Origin of the sequence: Buchnera aphidicola (Kurisakia onigurumii) (assembly GCF_039394605.1) — a bacterium.
Taxonomy (GTDB): domain Bacteria; phylum Pseudomonadota; class Gammaproteobacteria; order Enterobacterales; family Enterobacteriaceae; genus Buchnera_I; species Buchnera_I aphidicola_B.
This window is the reverse complement of sequence record NZ_CP135033.1, coordinates 295,664-313,785: the sequence shown is the minus strand read 5'-3', so window position 1 is coordinate 313,785 and position 18,122 is coordinate 295,664. Positions and strand designations below refer to the sequence as shown.

The 18,122-nt window shown below is 18.9% G+C and carries 16 protein-coding genes; 4 read left to right on the top strand and 12 right to left on the bottom strand.

Going from position 1 to position 18,122, the window contains the following annotated elements:
• Positions 1 to 160: 160 nt before the first annotated feature.
• The 3 genes from RJU59_RS01380 (at position 161) to asnS (ending at position 5,631) form a co-directional block, all read left to right on the top strand.
• Positions 161 to 3,013, top strand: coding sequence for a valine--tRNA ligase (locus RJU59_RS01380; RefSeq protein ID WP_343155030.1), 2,853 nt, complete (start codon positions 161 to 163; stop codon positions 3,011 to 3,013).
• Between the two features lie 116 nt (positions 3,014 to 3,129).
• On the top strand, positions 3,130 to 4,074 hold the full coding sequence (locus RJU59_RS01375; protein ID WP_343155029.1) for a rhodanese-related sulfurtransferase: 945 nt from the start codon (positions 3,130 to 3,132) through the stop codon (positions 4,072 to 4,074).
• A 159-nt stretch (positions 4,075 to 4,233) separates the two neighbouring features.
• Positions 4,234 to 5,631 carry an asparagine--tRNA ligase gene (gene asnS / locus RJU59_RS01370; RefSeq protein ID WP_343155028.1) on the top strand — a complete coding sequence of 466 codons (1,398 nt, stop codon included), beginning with the start codon at positions 4,234 to 4,236 and terminating at the stop codon, positions 5,629 to 5,631.
• A 40-nt stretch (positions 5,632 to 5,671) separates the two neighbouring features.
• Here asnS and RJU59_RS01365 read toward each other — a convergent pair whose 3' ends face one another.
• From RJU59_RS01365 to RJU59_RS01320, 10 genes are all read right to left on the bottom strand, one after another.
• Positions 5,672 to 6,004 carry an HIT domain-containing protein gene (locus RJU59_RS01365; RefSeq protein WP_343155027.1) on the bottom strand — a complete coding sequence of 111 codons (333 nt, stop codon included), beginning with the start codon at positions 6,002 to 6,004 and terminating at the stop codon, positions 5,672 to 5,674.
• 123 nt (positions 6,005 to 6,127) lie between these two features.
• Positions 6,128 to 7,570 carry a PTS glucose transporter subunit IIBC gene (ptsG, locus tag RJU59_RS01360; RefSeq protein ID WP_343155026.1) on the bottom strand — a complete coding sequence of 481 codons (1,443 nt, stop codon included), beginning with the start codon at positions 7,568 to 7,570 and terminating at the stop codon, positions 6,128 to 6,130.
• 89 nt (positions 7,571 to 7,659) lie between these two features.
• On the bottom strand, positions 7,660 to 8,448 hold the full coding sequence (locus tag RJU59_RS01355) for a TatD family hydrolase (RefSeq protein WP_343128425.1): 789 nt from the start codon (positions 8,446 to 8,448) through the stop codon (positions 7,660 to 7,662).
• A gap of 34 nt (positions 8,449 to 8,482) precedes the next feature.
• Positions 8,483 to 9,460 (bottom strand): DNA polymerase III subunit delta' C-terminal domain-containing protein, encoded by a 978-nt coding sequence (locus tag RJU59_RS01350; RefSeq protein WP_343155025.1) that lies wholly within the window; start codon positions 9,458 to 9,460, stop codon positions 8,483 to 8,485.
• A complete protein-coding gene (gene tmk / locus RJU59_RS01345) occupies positions 9,460 to 10,089 on the bottom strand; it encodes a dTMP kinase (RefSeq protein ID WP_343155024.1) in 630 nt (209 codons plus the stop codon). The genes RJU59_RS01350 and tmk overlap by 1 nt, the downstream gene beginning before the upstream one ends.
• A gap of 197 nt (positions 10,090 to 10,286) precedes the next feature.
• A complete protein-coding gene (gene acpP, locus RJU59_RS01340; RefSeq protein ID WP_343155023.1) occupies positions 10,287 to 10,529 on the bottom strand; it encodes an acyl carrier protein in 243 nt (80 codons plus the stop codon).
• 34 nt (positions 10,530 to 10,563) lie between these two features.
• Positions 10,564 to 11,310, bottom strand: coding sequence for a 3-oxoacyl-ACP reductase FabG (gene fabG, locus RJU59_RS01335; protein WP_343155022.1), 747 nt, complete (start codon positions 11,308 to 11,310; stop codon positions 10,564 to 10,566).
• A complete protein-coding gene (locus RJU59_RS01330; RefSeq protein WP_343155021.1) occupies positions 11,288 to 12,238 on the bottom strand; it encodes an acyltransferase domain-containing protein in 951 nt (316 codons plus the stop codon). Before RJU59_RS01330 ends, fabG begins: the two co-directional genes overlap by 23 nt.
• An 82-nt stretch (positions 12,239 to 12,320) precedes the next feature.
• On the bottom strand, positions 12,321 to 12,494 hold the full coding sequence (gene rpmF / locus RJU59_RS01325) for a 50S ribosomal protein L32 (RefSeq protein ID WP_343128419.1): 174 nt from the start codon (positions 12,492 to 12,494) through the stop codon (positions 12,321 to 12,323).
• Positions 12,495 to 12,595: 101 nt separating this feature from the next.
• Entirely contained in the window at positions 12,596 to 13,546 is a 951-nt protein-coding gene (locus tag RJU59_RS01320) for an RluA family pseudouridine synthase (protein ID WP_343155020.1), read from the bottom strand.
• Between the two features lie 414 nt (positions 13,547 to 13,960).
• Between RJU59_RS01320 and RJU59_RS01315 the strand changes: the two genes are divergently transcribed.
• The gene (locus RJU59_RS01315; protein ID WP_343155019.1) at positions 13,961 to 16,603 is read left to right on the top strand and encodes an Rne/Rng family ribonuclease; all 2,643 of its coding nucleotides are present in this window, start codon (positions 13,961 to 13,963) and stop codon (positions 16,601 to 16,603) included.
• 58 nt (positions 16,604 to 16,661) lie between these two features.
• On the opposite strand, the gene RJU59_RS01310 is transcribed toward RJU59_RS01315, so the two are convergent.
• Positions 16,662 to 16,961: a rod-binding protein gene (locus RJU59_RS01310; RefSeq protein WP_343128416.1), complete on the bottom strand. Its 300-nt coding sequence runs from the start codon at positions 16,959 to 16,961 to the stop codon at positions 16,662 to 16,664.
• On the bottom strand, positions 16,961 to 18,046 hold the full coding sequence (locus tag RJU59_RS01305) for a flagellar basal body P-ring protein FlgI (RefSeq protein ID WP_343155018.1): 1,086 nt from the start codon (positions 18,044 to 18,046) through the stop codon (positions 16,961 to 16,963). The genes RJU59_RS01310 and RJU59_RS01305 overlap by 1 nt, the downstream gene beginning before the upstream one ends.
• Between the last annotated feature and the right edge of the window lie 76 nt (positions 18,047 to 18,122).

The following is an 18,122-nucleotide window of genomic DNA, read 5'->3' as shown; positions in this document are numbered from 1 at the left end:
TAATATTTTAAAAATTTTATTTTTTTTAAAAAAATAAAATATTTTAAAAAAAATATTTTTATCAATTTAATATGTATAAAATTTTATTATTATTTTATAAATTTTTTAATATGAAATATAAATTTCAATAACTAGTTTTAACTATATAAAGAATATAAAAATGGATAAAGTTTATATACCGAATACAATAGAACAGTCAATTTATTCTTTTTGGGAAAAAAATAATTATTTTTCTCCGGAAAAAAATTCTAATAAAAAAAGTTTTTATATGGTTATTCCACCTCCTAATATTACTGGAGGTTTACATATGGGACATGCTTTTCAATATACTATCATTGATATTTTAATTCGTTATAATAGAATGAAAGGAAAAAATACATTATGGCAAATGGGTACAGATCATGCTGGAATAGCTACTCAAATATTAGTAGAAAAAAAATTATTAAAAGAAAAAAAAATATATAATATATCTCATACAAAAAAATATTTTTTAAAAAAAATATGGGAATGGAAAGAAAAAAAAGAAAAAACTATTTTTAAACAAATTAGAAGATTAGGAAGTTCTGTAGATTGGAATTCAAATTGTTTTACATTAGATCCAAAAATTTCGAATGCAGTAAATAAAGCATTTATTATTTTATATAATAACAATTTAATTTATAAAGGTAAAAGATTATCAAATTGGGATTCTAAATTAAACAGTGTAATATCTGATTTAGAAGTAGATATGCATAATGCTTCTATAAATATTTGGTATATAAAATATGAAATAGAAAATAACAATAAATCAGAAAAAATAAATAATCAAAAAAAATATATTACTATTGCAACTACACGTCCAGAAACGTTATTAGGTGATACAGCTATTGCAATACATCCTGATGATTCTAGATACAAAAATATGATAGGTAAAAAAGTTATTGTTCCTATTGTTAATCGATCTATTCCTATTATTTTCGATAAATATGTGGATATTAAAAAAGGAACAGGTTGTGTAAAAGTTACTCCTGGTCATGATTTTAATGATTATTCTATTGGAATTAGACATAAATTACCGATGATTAATATTTTTACGTTTAATTTAAAAATTAAAAAAAAATTAGACATATATGATTTTAATGGAATAAAATCTACTGAATATAACAACTGTGTTCCAATTTTTTTACAAAAGTTAGAAAAAAAAGAAGCTAGAAATAAAATATTAAAAATTTTAAAAAAAATAAATTTATTAGAAAATGTAAAAAAAATAGAAACTATGATTCCATACGGAGATCGAAGTAATGCTATTATAGAACCTATTTTAACATCTCAATGGTATGTAAAAACTAAAAAATTAGCTAAGAAAGCAATTCATGTCGTAAAAACAAAAAAAATCTTATTTTTTCCTAAAAAATACAAAAAATTATATTATTCTTGGATGAATAATATACAAGATTGGTGTATTTCCAGACAAGTAATTTGGGGTCATAGAATTCCAATTTGGTATGATAAAGAAAAAAATATTTATGTTGGAAAAAATGAATTAACAGTTCGAAATAAATATAATATTTCTGATACAGTTTATTTAAAACAAGAAAAAGATGTACTGGATACATGGTTTTCTTCTTCTTTATGGACTTTTTCTACTTTAGGTTGGCCAAACAAAAATAATTTAGTACATATTTTTCATCCTAGTAATATTTTAGTAAGTGGATTTGATATCATATTTTTTTGGATTGCACGAATGATTATGCTTACTCTTTATTTGATTAAAGATACTAAAAAAAATTCTCAAATTCCTTTTAAAAAAATTTATATCACAGGATTAATAAGAGATGAATTAGGTCAAAAAATGTCTAAATCTAAAGGAAATGTAATTGATCCTATTGATATGATTGATGGAATAAGTTTACCTAATCTTATTAAAAAAAGAACAAAAAATATGATAAAAACTGATTTAGTACACGATATAGTTATTAGAACTAAAAAATCTTTTCCTAAAGGAATTAAATCATATGGAACTGATGCATTAAGATTAACATTTGCATCTTTAGCTGCTCCTACTCGTAATATTATATGGGATATGAACCGATTAAAAAGCTATAGAAATTTTTGTAATAAAATTTGGAATGCAAGTCGATTTATTATTTTATATAATCAAAATAAAAAAATATCAAAAAAATTTATTCCAAAGAAATTATATTTTTTTGATCATTGGATTTTAATAGAATTAAATGAATTAATAAAAAAATTTAAAATAGAAATAGATATATTTAGATTTGATAACATAGTTATGTTAATTTTTGATTTTATTAAAAATAAATTTTGTGATTGGTATTTAGAATTGGTAAAATTATCTACATTAATTTATTCTGAAAATAAATTACAATCAACTCGAGATTGTATGATTTATGTACTAGAAAACATACTTTGTTTATCTCATCCTATTATTCCTTTTATTACTGAAAGTATTTGGGAAAAAGTAAAAAATTTAAAAAAAATAACTTATCATACAATTATGTTAGAAAAATTTCCTGTATATAAAAAATTTTTTTTAGATACAAAAATATTACAAGATATGTATTGGTTTAAAAAAATTATTAAATCTTTAAGAAATTTACGTTCTCAATGTAATATTAGTTATCGTAAGTTAATCACTTTATATTATAAAAGTAATAATAATAATATAAAAAAAATTTTATCTAAAAGAAAAAAATATTTTCAAAAAATAGCTTTTATTAAAAAAATAATTTTATTTGATAAAAATATAAATAATTTACATTATAGTAGCAATATAATTGATAATGAAATAGAAATTTTTATTTTATTTGATAAATGTAAGAATAATTATTCTAGTGAAGAATTAGATATTAAAATCAAAAAAATACAAAAAAAAATTAATTGTATTGAATTAAATTTATTAAATAAAAATTTTTTAAATAAAGCTCCATTAATCGTAATAAAAAAAGAAAAAGAAAAATTAATTTTATTAAAAAAAAATAAAAAAAATTTAATGTTAAAAAATAATATATAAATACTTGTATTTAAGTGATGTTGAATATTAGTATTATTACTAATAATGTAAATAAAAAATTTTTATATAATTAAAAATATTATTAACTAAATTTGTATTATGTAGAGTATTCCAAAATGACAAATTTGTATAACACTCTTTCAAGAAAAATATTAAAAGAAAATAATGAAAATAGAAAAAAAAAATATATGATTATATCTTTTTATAAATATTTTAGTATTGTAAATACTACAAAATTTAGAAATTTTATTTATAAATTTTTTAATAATTTAAATATTTTAGGTAGGATATATATATCTTCAGAAGGAATAAATGCACAAATCAGTGTACCTGAAAAAAATTATAAAAAAATGAAATATTTTCTTATTAAATTTAATAATAATTTCAAAGATATACATTTTAATCACTGTATAGAAAATAAAGATAATGCATTTTGGTTATTATCTGTAAAAGTACGTAAAAAAATTGTTGCAGATAATTTATATATTCCAAATTTAGATTACAAAAAAAAAGGAATATATATTGATCCTATACATGTTAATAAAATTATACATGAAAAAAATGTTATTTTTATAGACATAAGAAATCGATACGAATATGAAGTTGGTCATTTTATACGATCAATAAATTTTTCATATAATACTTTCAGAGAGCAATTACAAGAATTAATTAATTATATACAAAAATTAAAAAAAAATAAAAAAATTGTAATGTATTGTACTGGAGGTATAAGATGCGAAAAAGCAACATCTTTATTAATTCATTTTGGATTTAAAAAAATTTACCAAATACAAGGTGGAATTTTAAATTACGTAAATAAAATAAGAAAAAAAAATTTAAAATCATATTTTAAAGGAATTAATTTTGTTTTTGATGCAAGAATATCAGAAAAAATCACTCATGATATTTTAGGTAAATGCTATAATTGCGGTATTGCTTGTAACAAGCATCTCAATTGTAAAAATAGTAAATGCAATCTTCTGTTTATTCAATGTATAAGTTGCAATACAAATTTTAATAAATATTGTTCAAAAAAATGTATGATAGAAAATATATTATAATTATATATATACTTTTATTATATATAAATACTATTTATAAAATTTTAATAAAAATATATTTTTTAATATTTTCAAAAATAAATTTTTGTTTTGTAAAATTATATTAAAATTTTTCTGTTTTTATATTTTTAAATAAATTTTAATTATTAGGAAATTAAAATGATTTCAGTATCAATATCAGATATACACAATAATTGTATAAAAATTAATAGTCAAATTAAAATAAATGGTTGGATAAAAAGTAAACGTGATTCAAAAATAGGATTATCTTTTATTCATGTTTCTGATGGTTCTCATATTTTTGATTTGCAAGTAATCGCAAAAAAAAATTTAAAAAACTATTTTTCTGAAATATTAAAACTAAGTACAGGTTGTTCAATATGTATTAATGGAAAATTAATTTTTTCTACAGGAAAAAAACAAAAATATGAATTATTAGCTGATAAAATAAAAATTTTTGGATGGATAAAAAATAATAATACTTATCCTATATCTCCAAAAAAACATACTTTAGAATATTTACGAGATGTCAGTCATTTAAGATCAAGAACAAATATTATATCTTCTATATCGAGAATTAGAAATTCTGTTTTACATAGTATGCATAATTTTCTTTTTGAAAAAAAATATTTTTGGATACCTACTCCTATTATAACTAGTATTGATGCAGAAGGATCTGGTTCTATGTTTACGATATCATCTAAAAAAAATATTTCTACAAAAAAAAATATACAAAAAGATTATAATTCTAAATATTTTTTTTCTAAAAAAGTTTTTTTAAGTGTATCAGGTCAACTAACATTAGAAACATATTCTTCTTCTTTATCTAAAGTTTATACTTTTGGACCTATATTTAGAGCAGAAAATTCTAATACTAGTCGACATCTATCTGAATTTTGGATGTTAGAAGTAGAAACTTCTTTTCATATATTACAAGATATTATTATTTTTTCTGAAAATTTATTAAAAAATATTTTTTCTTATGTTTTAAAAATTAATGAAGAAGAAATATTTTTTTTATCAAATTATTTAAAAACAGATTTAAAAAACAGATTACTGTCATTCATAAAAAATGGTTTTATTATTATCGAATATAAAGAAGCAATTAAAATTTTAAATAAATTTTATAATTTTTCAAATAAAAAAATAATTTTTGGACATAATTTATCTTCTGATCAAGAAAAATATCTTTCAGAAAAATATTTTAAATCTGTTATTGTTATTATAAATTATCCCAAAGATTTAAAAGCATTTTATATGAAATTAAATAAAGATAAAAAAACTGTTGCTGCTATGGATGTTCTCTTTCCTTATGTAGGAGAAATAATAGGAGGTTCAGAAAGAGAAGATCAATTGTTTAAATTAGATCAAAGAATGTTAGAAATGCAATTAAACAAAGAAGATTATTGGTGGTATCGTGATTTAAGAAAATATGGAACTGTACCTCATGCTGGTTTTGGAATAGGTTTTGAAAGATTATTAATGTATATTACAGGAATAAATAATATAAGAGATGTTACTCCTTTTCCTAGAACAGTAAATAATGCTAATTTTTAATTATCAATGAAAAATTAATGAAATAATATAAAAAGTATTTTTATTTTTTTACACCTCCCATTAAATGTATATGTAAATGAGGTATTTCTTGTCCTCCTCCTTTATTGCAGTTTATTAAAACTTTATAACCAGTTTTATGAATTTTTAATTTTTTTGCTATTTTTATAGTATGAATAAGCATATGATTTAGTATATTTTGATTTGTATTATTTATAGCATTTAAATTTTTTATTTTTTTATTAGGAACAATTAAAACATGTACAGGATATTTTGGAAAAATATCTTTAAATATTGTAATAATATCATCTTGATATAATATATCTGATTTTATTTGTTTGTTAATTATTCGAGTAAAAATATTATTTTTTTTCATGATATAACTCTTATTGTAAAAATTATTTGAATTTAAAAAATATTTTAGGGCGAGTGATTATTTACTCACCCCTTTATGAAAATTTTTTAAAAAATGATTTAAAATAATTCAATATAATTTAATTTATTTATTTTTTTTAATAAATATATCTATTTCTGTCTTAATATTATCTGATTTGGTTCCAAATACTATTTGTATACCTAAACCAGATATAAATATTGCAGAAGCTCCTATATTTTTTAATTTTTGTTCATTTATCTTAGATATATTAAATACTGTTACTCTTAATCTTGTAATACAAGCATCTAAACTAGATATATTATTTTTTCCTCCCAAATATGATACTATTTTAGGAACTATTATTGGTATATCTTTAGTTTTTATACTAGAACTAATTTTTTTATCTTCCATTCCAATAGTATTTAAATTTAATTTAGTAATTAAAAAATAAAATAAAAAATAATAAGTTAATCCATATAATATACCTATTATTGGAAATAACCATATTTTATTACTATGTCCACTTAATATTATAAAATCTATAAATCCATGTGAAAAACTAGTTCCTGAACGCATATTAAAAAATATACAAATAGAAAATGCTAATCCAGATAAAATAGCATGTAATATATATAAAATAGGTGCTGTCAACATAAAAGAAAATTCAATAGGTTCTGTTATACCAGTTAAAAAAGAAGTTAATGCTGCAGAAAGCATGATACTTCCTACTTTTTTTCTATTTTTATTTTTACAAGAATGCCATATAGCAATCGCAGCAGCTGGAAGACCATACATTTTAAACAAGAAACCACCAGATAACTTTCCTGCTGTTTCATCTCCAGCCATATATCTAGCTATATCTCCATGAAAATATTGACCTAAAGAATTATGAAATTCTCCTACTTGCATTTGAAAAGGAACATTCCAAATGTGATGTAGACCAAATGGTACCAATGCACGTTCGACTATACCATAAATACCAAATGCTAATAATGGATTTTGATAAGCCGACCATTCAGAAAAATGTTTTATTATTTTTCCGATAGGTGGCCATATTAAAGAAAGTAATATTCCTAAAAAAATAGATACTAATCCTGATATTATAGGAATAAATCTTTTTCCACCAAAAAATCCTAAATATTCTGGCATTTGTATTTTATGAAATACATTAAACATATAAGCCGATACTATACCAATAATAATCCCTCCAAAAATACCTGTATCTATCAAATGCTCTTGTTGTATTTTTAAAAAAGACATATGTAATATAATAGGAGAAACAACTGTTATAGTTTTAATCATAATTCCATATGAAATAACTGATGCTAAAGCTGCGACTCCATCATTTTTAGTAAAACCTAATGCAACTCCTATAGAAAATATTATAGGCATATTTGTAAAAATTGAACTTCCTGCTTCAACCATAATTAAAGATATTACATCAGGTATAATATTAAATTTTGCAGAACCTATACCTAATAAAATACCGGCAATCGGTAAAACAGAAACAGGAAGCATTAATGATTTTCCTATTTTTTGAAGATTTGCAAAAGTGTATTTAAACATATTAATTAACTTCCTAAAATAGATTTTTATATATTTAAAATAAAAAAATATAATTTTTAAAAAATGATTTTATGTTATATAGTATAAAATTATTTTTTTAAAGTAACATTAAAAAGTGTAATAAAATTTTTTTTTATCGAATCAGAAAGTTTTTCCATACATATATTTTTTAAAGATGCAATACATTTTGCAATTTGATAAAGATATATAGGTTTGTTTTCTTTACCTCGGTAAGGAATAGGAGATAAATAAGGAGAATCAGTTTCTATTAATAAACGATCTAACGGTATATATTGTAATATTTTTCTTAAATATTCAGAATTTTTAAACGTTATAATACCAGAAAATGAAATATAAAAACCTAAATCTAATAATTTTTTCGCAAAACTTAAATTACCAGTAAAAGAATGTAATACCCCTGAACATAATTTATTTTTATTATTATTTAAATGTTTTATTATTTCTGTACTTGAATTTCGCGAATGAATTATTATAGGTTTTCTTGTTTCAAAAGAACAATTTATATGCATATCAAAATTTTTTTCTTGTAATAATTTATTACTAGTATTTTTATAAAAATCTAAACCTGTTTCTCCTACTGCAATAACATTTTTTATTTTTAAAATTTCTTTTAATTCAGAAATATTAAAAATATTTTTTTTTACATATAAAGGATGAATACCGCAAGAATAAAAAATATTTTTGTTATCAGATATTTTTGAAATCATTTTATGAAAATCGTTTATAGAAACAGAGACATTTAAAAAAAATTTTACATTTTTTTTATTAGCCTCTTGTATAATTTTTTTGATTTCACAATTTTTAATTTTTTGTTTTTTTAAATGATGTAAATGACAGTGAGAATCGATTAAAATCATAATAAAACCTTTCTTGTTCTGCAATAATTTAATACTAATTATTAATTTTCCATTTTATTAATTCTTGTAATATGACTAATTCAGAATTAATATTTATTTTTTTTAATAATTTTTTTTTACAACGTAATAAAGACTGAATTTTTTCGTTTAATGATTTTTTTGAAAAATTTTTATATAATTTTTTTATTAATTTGATTTGATCTATATTTTGTATATTTTTATATAATTTATAGTAATACTTTAAAGAATCTAAAAAAATACAGTTAATCCATTCTATTTTTAACAAATAATTTTTTGTATTTATCAATGGCAATAAATCTAAAAATAAATTGGTTTTTATCAGCTTATAGAATTTTTTAAATAAATCATATCTTTCTTGCCATAAATTACTATTTAATATATTTTTTGCTAAAATGGGAGAATAATTGCTAATTTTTAAAGCAATTAAACATTTTTTTTTTTCAAATAAAGTATTTTTTTTTAACCATATCAAACTATTTTTTTTATCAGGCTGTGTTATTTTGTATTTTACACATCTGCTATATAAAGTATCTTTATATTGTTTTAAAGGTTCATTATTAGTGATAAAAAAAAATGTATTATTAGGAGGTTCTTCTAATATTTTTAAAAGAGAATCACTAATAAAAGAGCTAAATTTAAAAGGATTTTTTAAATATATTATTTTTAAACCTCCTTGTTGAGGTGTATTAAATATTTTTTGTATAATCGATCTTGTGCTAACTGCATCAATTTTTTTATTATCTGCATCTAAAAAATACCAATCCGGATGACTTTTTGAAAACATTAGACAACAACCTAAACATTTTTTACAAAATTTCATACCAATTTTACTAGTACATAACATCCATGTACTTAAAGCCCAGATTAATTCAAAAGATCCAATTTTTTTTGGTGTTTCCATTAATAAAACAGGATTAAAAATTTTTTTATTATATTTAAAAATAATATTTTGATAATGTATACTTAACCAAGGATACCATTTTATTTTCATTATAAATTAATCCATTTTTTAATGATTAATTCCAAATTATTACGAACCAAATTTTTTTTTTGCATAGTATTAACAGTTATTATTGTAGGACAATTTTTAATTAATTTTAAATAAGTATTTCGTACTTTAGTAAAAAATTTTATTGATTTATTTTCAATTCTATCTTTTATTCCTCTTTGATTCACTCTACTTAATCCAACTTTAGGATCTACATCTAAGTAAATTGTCAAATGAGGGTTTAATGTTTTGATAAACATTTTTTTTAAACTAGAAATTTTTTTTTTATTAATTCCTAATCCTCCTCCTTGATATGCTAAAGATGATAAATGATGCCGATCTCCAATTACTATTAAACCTTTTTTTAAAGCTGGTTGAATTATTTTTTTTACCAATTGAACTCTTGCTGCGTATATTAATAATAGTTCAGTTTCTTTATTTAACGATTCATCATTATAATTAGAGATAATTAATTTTCTTATTTTTTCAGAAATAATAGTACCTCCTGGTTCTCTTACTATAATAGTATTCGTAATACCATATTTATATAAATAATCATAAATTATTTTACAAGCTTCAGTTTTTCCTGATCCCTCAATTCCTTCTACAACAATAAATTTGTTTTTTATCATTTTTTTTAAATAAAGTTTATACTTAAAAATATAATATTTTTAAAATAAAAAAATAAAAAATGAAATAATTTTTAAATATTTTTGTTTTATGTGAATAATTTTTATTTTTTTTAAAAATTGTATTTGTTTTTATTAATTTTATTTAATATAAAAATTTTTAATTAAAAATATATTTTTTTATAAATATGAAATATTGTTTATTTTTTTATTTTGTTTTTTTTTAAAAAAATACAAATAGAAGAAATAGTATCAAAATTACTTACTTCTTCATCAGATATTTCAATTTTAAATTTTTCTTCAATATTCATAATTAATTCTACAAGATCTAAAGAATCTGCTTTTAAATCATCTCGTAAAGAAAAATTATTTAGAATAGTATCGTATTTTATTCCAAATTGTTTTGAAATAATTTTTTTAATTTTTTTTTCAATATTTTTCATTACTTTTTTTCCATGATATTGTTATATTAATGTATTAATTTGAATATATTCCTCCATTTACATATATTGTTTGACCAGTAATATATGAAGATTGTGAAGAAGATAAGAAAAAAATTACACTGCTAATTTCTTCTACTGTTCCAAATCTTTTCATGGGTATTGTAGATAAAAAGTTTTTTTTTTGTAATAAATTGAGATTTTTTGTCATACCTGTATTAATAAAACCTGGAGAAACAGTATTCACAGTGATTCCAAAACGAGCTACCTCTAAAGAAAGGGATTTACTAAAACTAATTAATCCATTTTTTGAAACTGAATAATTCGTTTGTCCAATATTTCCTATATCTGCAACTACAGAACTAACATTAATAATTCTTCCTGATTTTTTTTTTATCATAAATTTTACTATATTTTTACATATATAAAATAAAGAAGTTAAATTAACATTAATTACATCATTCCATTCCTTTTCTGTCATATATATTAGTAAATTATCATGTTTAATAGCAGCATTATTAACTAATATATCAATTGTTCCAAATTTAGTATAAATTTTTTCTATTATTTTATTGATAGATTTATAATCTAATAAATTCAATTTTATACCATATCCATTATTTTTTAAATTTTTTTTTATTTTTTTTACTCCAATATCAGAAGTAGAAGTTCCAATAACAAAAATATTTTTTTTAATAAAGTATTTAGAGATTCCTTTTCCTATACCTGTATTAGCTCCAGTAATTAAAGCAATTTTTTTATTATAAAATGTATTTTTTATCATATATTTTTTTTTTTGCATATAAAAAATTTTTATAATTATTAATAGGTATAGTATATATATTTTTATATTCTTTATTTAAATGGGTTAAAATATAACTAGTTCCTATTTCTAAAAATATAGTAATTTTTTTATTTATTATATAATTAATACTATCACTCCATTTTATTACAGAAGTTAATTGTTTAGATAAATATTTTCTGATATTTTCTATACAATTATATTGTGAAACATGTACTGGATTAATAACAACATTTTTAGGTAAGTTAATATTTTTATTTTTCAAAAAATTTTTTAATAAAAATGAAGCATTTTTCATTAAAATACAATGTGATGCAATTTTAATGGGTAATGTGATAATTCTATATGCTCCATATTTTTTACACATTGTAGATGCTAGTATAACAGATGATTTTTTTCCTGATATTACTATCTGATTTTTAGAATTAATACTTGCGATAGATACAACATGATTATTTTTATTAAGTAATGAACATATTTTTTCTATTTTTTTTTTTTTTAAACCTATTACCACTTGCATTATACCTGAATTAATCTTCATAGTGTCATACATAATTCTTTCTCTAAATTTTAATATTGAAATAGCATCAAAAAAAGAAATAGAATTCGAACATACTAAAGCTGAATATTCTCCTACACTATGTCCTAACATAAATACTGGTTTTTTTATTATTTTTTTTTTCCAAAAATTATAAATTGCAACTGAGCTAATCATGATCATAATTTGAAAATATTTTTTTTTAATAGCTTGATGAACATTTTCATCTTTTATTAATTTCCAAAAATTAAAATTACAATAATCAGAAGCTTTATCAAAAGTATTTTTTATTATATTATTGTCTAAATTTAATTTTTTTAAAGAAGAACATTTAATTACACTATGTCCTGGAAATATCATAGAAAAATTCATATTGAAATTTTAAAATATTAAATAGGTGATATTATATTTTTAATATATATTTTTATAAATTTTTTATTCTTATAAATCAAATTTATTTAAAATCAATAAATTTTATTCCTTTATAAAAACCATTTTTAGTAATGTGATGTCTAATATGTTTTTCTTGAGTATGTTTATCTATAGAAATGTTATTTATATAACATTTATCATGCGATCTTCTCATTCCTCTTTTTGATCTAGTAGGTTTACTTTTTTGAACAGCCATTATATTATCCTTTTTTTAAATAAATACATTCTACTTTTAATAAAGTATAACTACAATAGTTAATTTGTAAAATGTTTATTTTATATTTTTATACTTAAAATTTATTGTAAAGTTTTCAAATAATTTTGAAATCTATCTTCTAGTTTTGCTTTAAAAACTATTTCTTTCTTTTTAATAGGATGAAATAAACGAATTTTATACGCATGTAAAAAAAATTTTTTATTTATTTTAATATTTAGAGATATTTTTTTGTCTAAATCGCTATTACCGTAATTTAAATCAAATAATAAAGGATAACCTAAATTAGATGCATGTACTCGAATTTGATGTGTTCTTCCAGTAATAGGAAAAGCATACATTAGAGTACAATTATTATATATTTTTTTAATTTTAAAATAAGTTATAGAAGTTTTTCCTTCATTATGAACAATAATATTTTTTTTTCCATTATGTAAAAATTTTTTTAGCAAAGGGAGAGATATTTTTTTATTTTTTTTGTTCCATTTACCATGTGTTAAAGTTAAATAACATTTTTTTATTCTTCTTTCTCTTAATTGTTTATGTAATTCTCGTAATACCGATTTTTTTTTAGAAATAATTAAAATTCCTGATGTATTTCGATCTAATCTATGTACTAATTCTAAATAAGGAATATGACAATATATTTTTCTAAAATATTCTATTATTCCAAATTTTAAACCACTTCCTCCATGAACTGCAATTCCGGAAGGTTTATTAATAATAAAAAAATAAGGATCTTCATAAATAATACTTTTTTTTAAAAAATCAAATATTTTTTTAAAAATAATTATTTTTTTATTTTTTATAATAACATTATTAATAGGAGGAATACGAATTCTATCACCTTCTTGAAGTTTATATTTACATAATACTCGTTTTTTATTTACTCGAATTCTTCCTTTTCTTAAAATTTTATAAAACATACTTTTAGGTATATGTTTAAATTTTTTAAATAAAAAATTATCTATTCTTTGATTTATATCATCTTGTCTAATTAATATAAATGTAACGGAATTTAGTATTTTGATCATTAAAATTAATCTCTAAAATATTGTGATCATTTTTTAAAAATTGATTACATCATTATACTCTATATATTTTAAATAATTTTTTTATTTTAAAAATAATATTATTTTTAATAAAAATATAAATTTTTACTGATAAAAAAATTTTGTATACATGATATAATATTCTATTAAAAAATTATTACTGCATATATTTCATTTTATCGTATTAATAAATTTCAATTAATTTCTTGATTACCACAAATATATAAAAAAATTATTATTGTAAAAAATTTATAAAATAACAATATAATTATGATTATAAATCGATTATATTTTTAATATAATTTAATTGACATATTTATTTTAATTATTTTTTAAATTTTTACATTCTCCTTTTGATTTTCATTCATTAACTAAAAGAATGCAAGAGATTTAATCATGAAAAGAATGTTAGTTAATGCAACTCAAAAAGAAGAAACACGAGTTGCCTGGATAGACGGAAAATATTTATATAATTTGGATATTGAAATTAATAGATCCAAACAAAAAAAATCTAATATATATAAAGGAATTATTACAAGAATAGAACCTAGTTTAGAAGCTATTTTTATTGATTATGGTTTTGAAAAATATGGCTTTCTTCCTTTTAAAGAAATATATATAAATAATATAGAAAATAAAATTAGTTATAAAAAAAAATGTAAAAAAATAAAAAATAAATTTAAAATAGGAGAAACAATTATAGTACAAATTAGTAAAGAAGAAAGAGGTAATAAAGGAGCTGCATTAACTACATTTATCACTTTAGCAGGAATTTATTTAATTTTAATGCCAAATAATCCTGAAATTATAGGTATATCAAAAAATATTAAAGGAAAAGATAGAAAAAAAATAAAAAAAATATCATCAGTATTAAATATACCTAAAAATATAGGAATAATATTTAGAACAGCTAGTTTAGGAAAATCAATAGAAGATTTACAACTAGATTTAAAATATAGATTAAAAATTTGGAAAAAAATAGAAAAAAAAAAGATAAATAATATAGCACCAAGTTTAATTTATCAAGAAAGAGATATTATAATTAGATCATTTCAAGATAGCATGATCGATAGTATTGAAGAAATTATTTTTGATAATCCTAAATTATTAAATATAGCTTATAAATATATTAAATCATTAGGAAGATCTGATTTAAAAAAAAAAATCAAACTTTATACAGGTAGTATTTCTTTATTTAATTTTTATCAAATTGAATCACAAATTAATTCAGCTTTTCAAAGAAAAGTTATTTTACCTTCAGGTGGTTCAATTATATTAGATACAACAGAAGCATTAACTGCGATAGATATAAATTCATCACGTTCTACAAAAGGAGTAAATTTAGAAGATACAGCATTTAATACTAATTTAGAAGCTGTATATGAAATTGTAAGACAATTAAAATTTAGAGATTTAGGAGGATTAATTGTTATTGATTTTATTGATATGAATATATTAAAAAATCAACGAAAAATTGAAAAAGAACTAAAAAAATTAGTTATTAAAGACCGAGCTAAAGTACAAATTGGTTCTATTTCTCGATTTGGATTATTAGAAATGTCTCGACAACATTTAAATTCTTCTTTTAAAGAATTTAGTCATTATACATGCCCTAGATGTAAAGGAATTGGTAATATAAGAGATAATGAATCTTTTTCTTTATATATTTTAAGATTAATTGAACAAGAACTATTAAAAGAAAATACAAAAGAAGTGCATGTAATTGTACCTATTCAAATCGCTTGTTATTTATTAAATGAAAAACGAGATTTTATATATAAAATAGAAAAAAAAAAAATAGGTAAAAAAACTTTTATTATTCCTAATAAATTAATGGAAACACCACAATATTCCATTTTTCAAATAAAAAAAGGAGAAGAATTTCAGTATAAAAGCTATAATTTAGAAGAATTATATAAAAAAAATAATTATCAAAAAATTTATAAACATAATTTTATAAAAGAAAAATATTCAAATTTTACTATACAACATATTTATAATAATAGGTATATTATTTTAAAAAATTTTTTATTACAATTAAAAAAAATTTTTTTAAAAACAAAAAAAATTAGTAATTTTAATTATATAAATAATAATTTAAATTTACTTCTTTCAATAAAAAAAAGTAATTTATATATAAAAAAAACAAAAAATATTTTATATAAAAAAAAAAAAATAAATTATTATTATGAAAACAATACAAAAAAAAAATTATATTTTTTAAATTTTTATAAATATTATTTTCTTAAAGTACAAAAAATAATGGAAAAACAAAAAAATATAATTTTTATATTTGCAATTTTTATAAAAAAATTTTTTTTAAATTTTCAATTTTTAAAAAAACATGAAAAAAAAACTTATATTCAAATATATAAAAAAAATTTAAGAATAATTAATTTTTTTTTGAAATATTATAACAAAAACATTATTTTTAAATATAAAATTTTTTTAAATATAAAAAAGATAAATATTTTTTTATTGAAAAAATATAAAAAAAATACATTAATTATAAAAAATTTGTTAATAGATAAAAAAAAAAAAAAATATGACTTACAGTGTTTTCAAAAAAAAATAAAAATTAATTTTTCAAATAAAAAAAATTTTTATAAAAAAAATTTAAATCATTCATTTTTATTAAAAAAAAAAATAATTTTATGTAATAAAAATTTTTTTTATATATATCAATATTATAATATCAAAATAAAAAATTTATTTTTAAATATTAATAATATAAAAATTTTTTTTAATTTAAAATATTTTATTTTTATACATTATAATTTAAAATTTATTATTAGAAAAAAAAATAAAAATATTGTTATTTTTGGTTTTTTAAAAAAAAATAACATTTTATATAATTTTAAAGATAAAATTAATTTTAATAAAAAAAATTCTATTTATACTATTTCCTTAATGATTTATAAAAGTAATCAAAATAATAAAAAAATAAATTCTTGTAAAATTATTTATATTTTAAAATCAGCCGGAGTTCATGCAGCCACTGAATATTCTAGTTTTCCAGCTAGTATTCCTTATTATTGATTAATAATTTTATTTTTTTCACATCCCTTTTCAAAAAATAAAAAAAAGGGATGTATTTTTATTTTTTTTTATTTTCATATAATTGTTTTGATATTATTTCTGAAATCCCAAATCCTTTTTTACTGATCAATGAAGATAAATTTTCGTCATATATATTTGTATAAAATTTTGATTGTTCATTGCTAAATAAATCATTTTGATTAAGTGTTTTTCGCATGCTTTTAATTATAATATTTATAAAAATACTTTCTATATTTTTTGATAACTCATTTTTTTTTTCGTTATAGTAATTTTCTTTAATATCTGCTGGTAGTGTGAAAGGATAACTATCTTCTATATATTTCGAATATATTTTCATTATAATATTTCTATATTATTAGTTAAAAAATGGGATTTTTGCATAAATTTTAACAGATATACAATATCTTGTTTAGGAAAATGTGATTTATTTAAATAATATATCAAATTAATTAAAGTAACATTTTTTGTAAATATTTTTTTAATATAATTTTTTTCTGTTTTATTTAAAATAATTAATTTTTTATTATTAAATATAATAAAAAAATTTTTATATGAAAGAAAAAAAGAATTTAATTTTATATTTTTATTAAAAAAAAATGATCGATTTATATTATTAAAAAATACTGTATTATTTTTTGTTTTTTCAATATTTAAAAAATTATCTATTTCTAAAGATTCTAATTTAGATAATATTTTTACTCGATCAGAAATATTTTTTGAATACATATTTAACTGAATTATTTTTGAATTTATTGGTTTTGCCATATTAAAATAATGTCTATTAATAGTAGAACATATTTTTTGAATTAAATTATAGTTTTCTTCTTTTAATTGTAACTTAAAATTACCAAATTCATTTAAAGAATATATATTTTTTCTTTGAATGATACCTCCTTTAAATATTGTTCCTGTATTTTTTGTAGTAAAAAAATTGTTTATTTCTTTATAATTGTTAATATTCTTATTTGTTAATTTGTTATTTTGTTCTATTCTTCCTTGAGCAATAGCATACACTTTATTATTTATTCCTTTTAAAGGAGTCATTAGTAAAATACCTCCATTTAAATTTTTTGCATTTCCTATAGAAGATACAACTACATCTATTTTTTCACCTTCCTGTGATAATGAATTCATATTTCCGATAACAATGACTGAAGCTATATTTTTTATTTGCGGGATATTATTGGAAAAAATTTTTGTTCCTAAATTATGTAACATATCCTCTAACGTTTTATATGTAAACGGATTATTTACCATTTCATCCCCAGTACCATTTAAACCAACTACTAAACCATATCCAATTAGTTGATATTCTCTAATTCCCTGAATAGATGCTACCTCACGAATTGTTTGAGAATATGAAATAGCAGGAATAAAAAATGTACATAATAAAAAAATTATTCTACATATATTCTTATACATATTATCCTTTATTACAAAAGTAAAAAAAACTTTTTTATTTTCTATGCAATATATATAACTATATTACTAGATAATA

Excerpts from the sequence above, each read along its gene's own strand:
- RJU59_RS01380 (WP_343155030.1), top strand. The coding sequence starts at position 161 with ATGGATAAAGTTTATATACCGAATACAATAGAACAGTCAATTTATTCT.
- RJU59_RS01375 (WP_343155029.1), top strand. The coding sequence starts at position 3,130 with ATGACAAATTTGTATAACACTCTTTCAAGAAAAATATTAAAAGAAAAT.
- asnS (WP_343155028.1), top strand. The coding sequence starts at position 4,234 with ATGATTTCAGTATCAATATCAGATATACACAATAATTGTATAAAAATT.
- RJU59_RS01365 (WP_343155027.1), bottom strand. The coding sequence starts at position 6,004 with ATGAAAAAAAATAATATTTTTACTCGAATAATTAACAAACAAATAAAA.
- ptsG (WP_343155026.1), bottom strand. The coding sequence starts at position 7,570 with ATGTTTAAATACACTTTTGCAAATCTTCAAAAAATAGGAAAATCATTA.
- RJU59_RS01355 (WP_343128425.1), bottom strand. The coding sequence starts at position 8,448 with ATGATTTTAATCGATTCTCACTGTCATTTACATCATTTAAAAAAACAA.
- RJU59_RS01350 (WP_343155025.1), bottom strand. The coding sequence starts at position 9,460 with ATGAAAATAAAATGGTATCCTTGGTTAAGTATACATTATCAAAATATT.
- tmk (WP_343155024.1), bottom strand. The coding sequence starts at position 10,089 with ATGATAAAAAACAAATTTATTGTTGTAGAAGGAATTGAGGGATCAGGA.
- acpP (WP_343155023.1), bottom strand. The coding sequence starts at position 10,529 with ATGAAAAATATTGAAAAAAAAATTAAAAAAATTATTTCAAAACAATTT.
- fabG (WP_343155022.1), bottom strand. The coding sequence starts at position 11,310 with ATGATAAAAAATACATTTTATAATAAAAAAATTGCTTTAATTACTGGA.
- RJU59_RS01330 (WP_343155021.1), bottom strand. The coding sequence starts at position 12,238 with ATGAATTTTTCTATGATATTTCCAGGACATAGTGTAATTAAATGTTCT.
- rpmF (WP_343128419.1), bottom strand. The coding sequence starts at position 12,494 with ATGGCTGTTCAAAAAAGTAAACCTACTAGATCAAAAAGAGGAATGAGA.
- RJU59_RS01320 (WP_343155020.1), bottom strand. The coding sequence starts at position 13,546 with ATGATCAAAATACTAAATTCCGTTACATTTATATTAATTAGACAAGAT.
- RJU59_RS01315 (WP_343155019.1), top strand. The coding sequence starts at position 13,961 with ATGAAAAGAATGTTAGTTAATGCAACTCAAAAAGAAGAAACACGAGTT.
- RJU59_RS01310 (WP_343128416.1), bottom strand. The coding sequence starts at position 16,961 with ATGAAAATATATTCGAAATATATAGAAGATAGTTATCCTTTCACACTA.
- RJU59_RS01305 (WP_343155018.1), bottom strand. The coding sequence starts at position 18,046 with ATGTATAAGAATATATGTAGAATAATTTTTTTATTATGTACATTTTTT.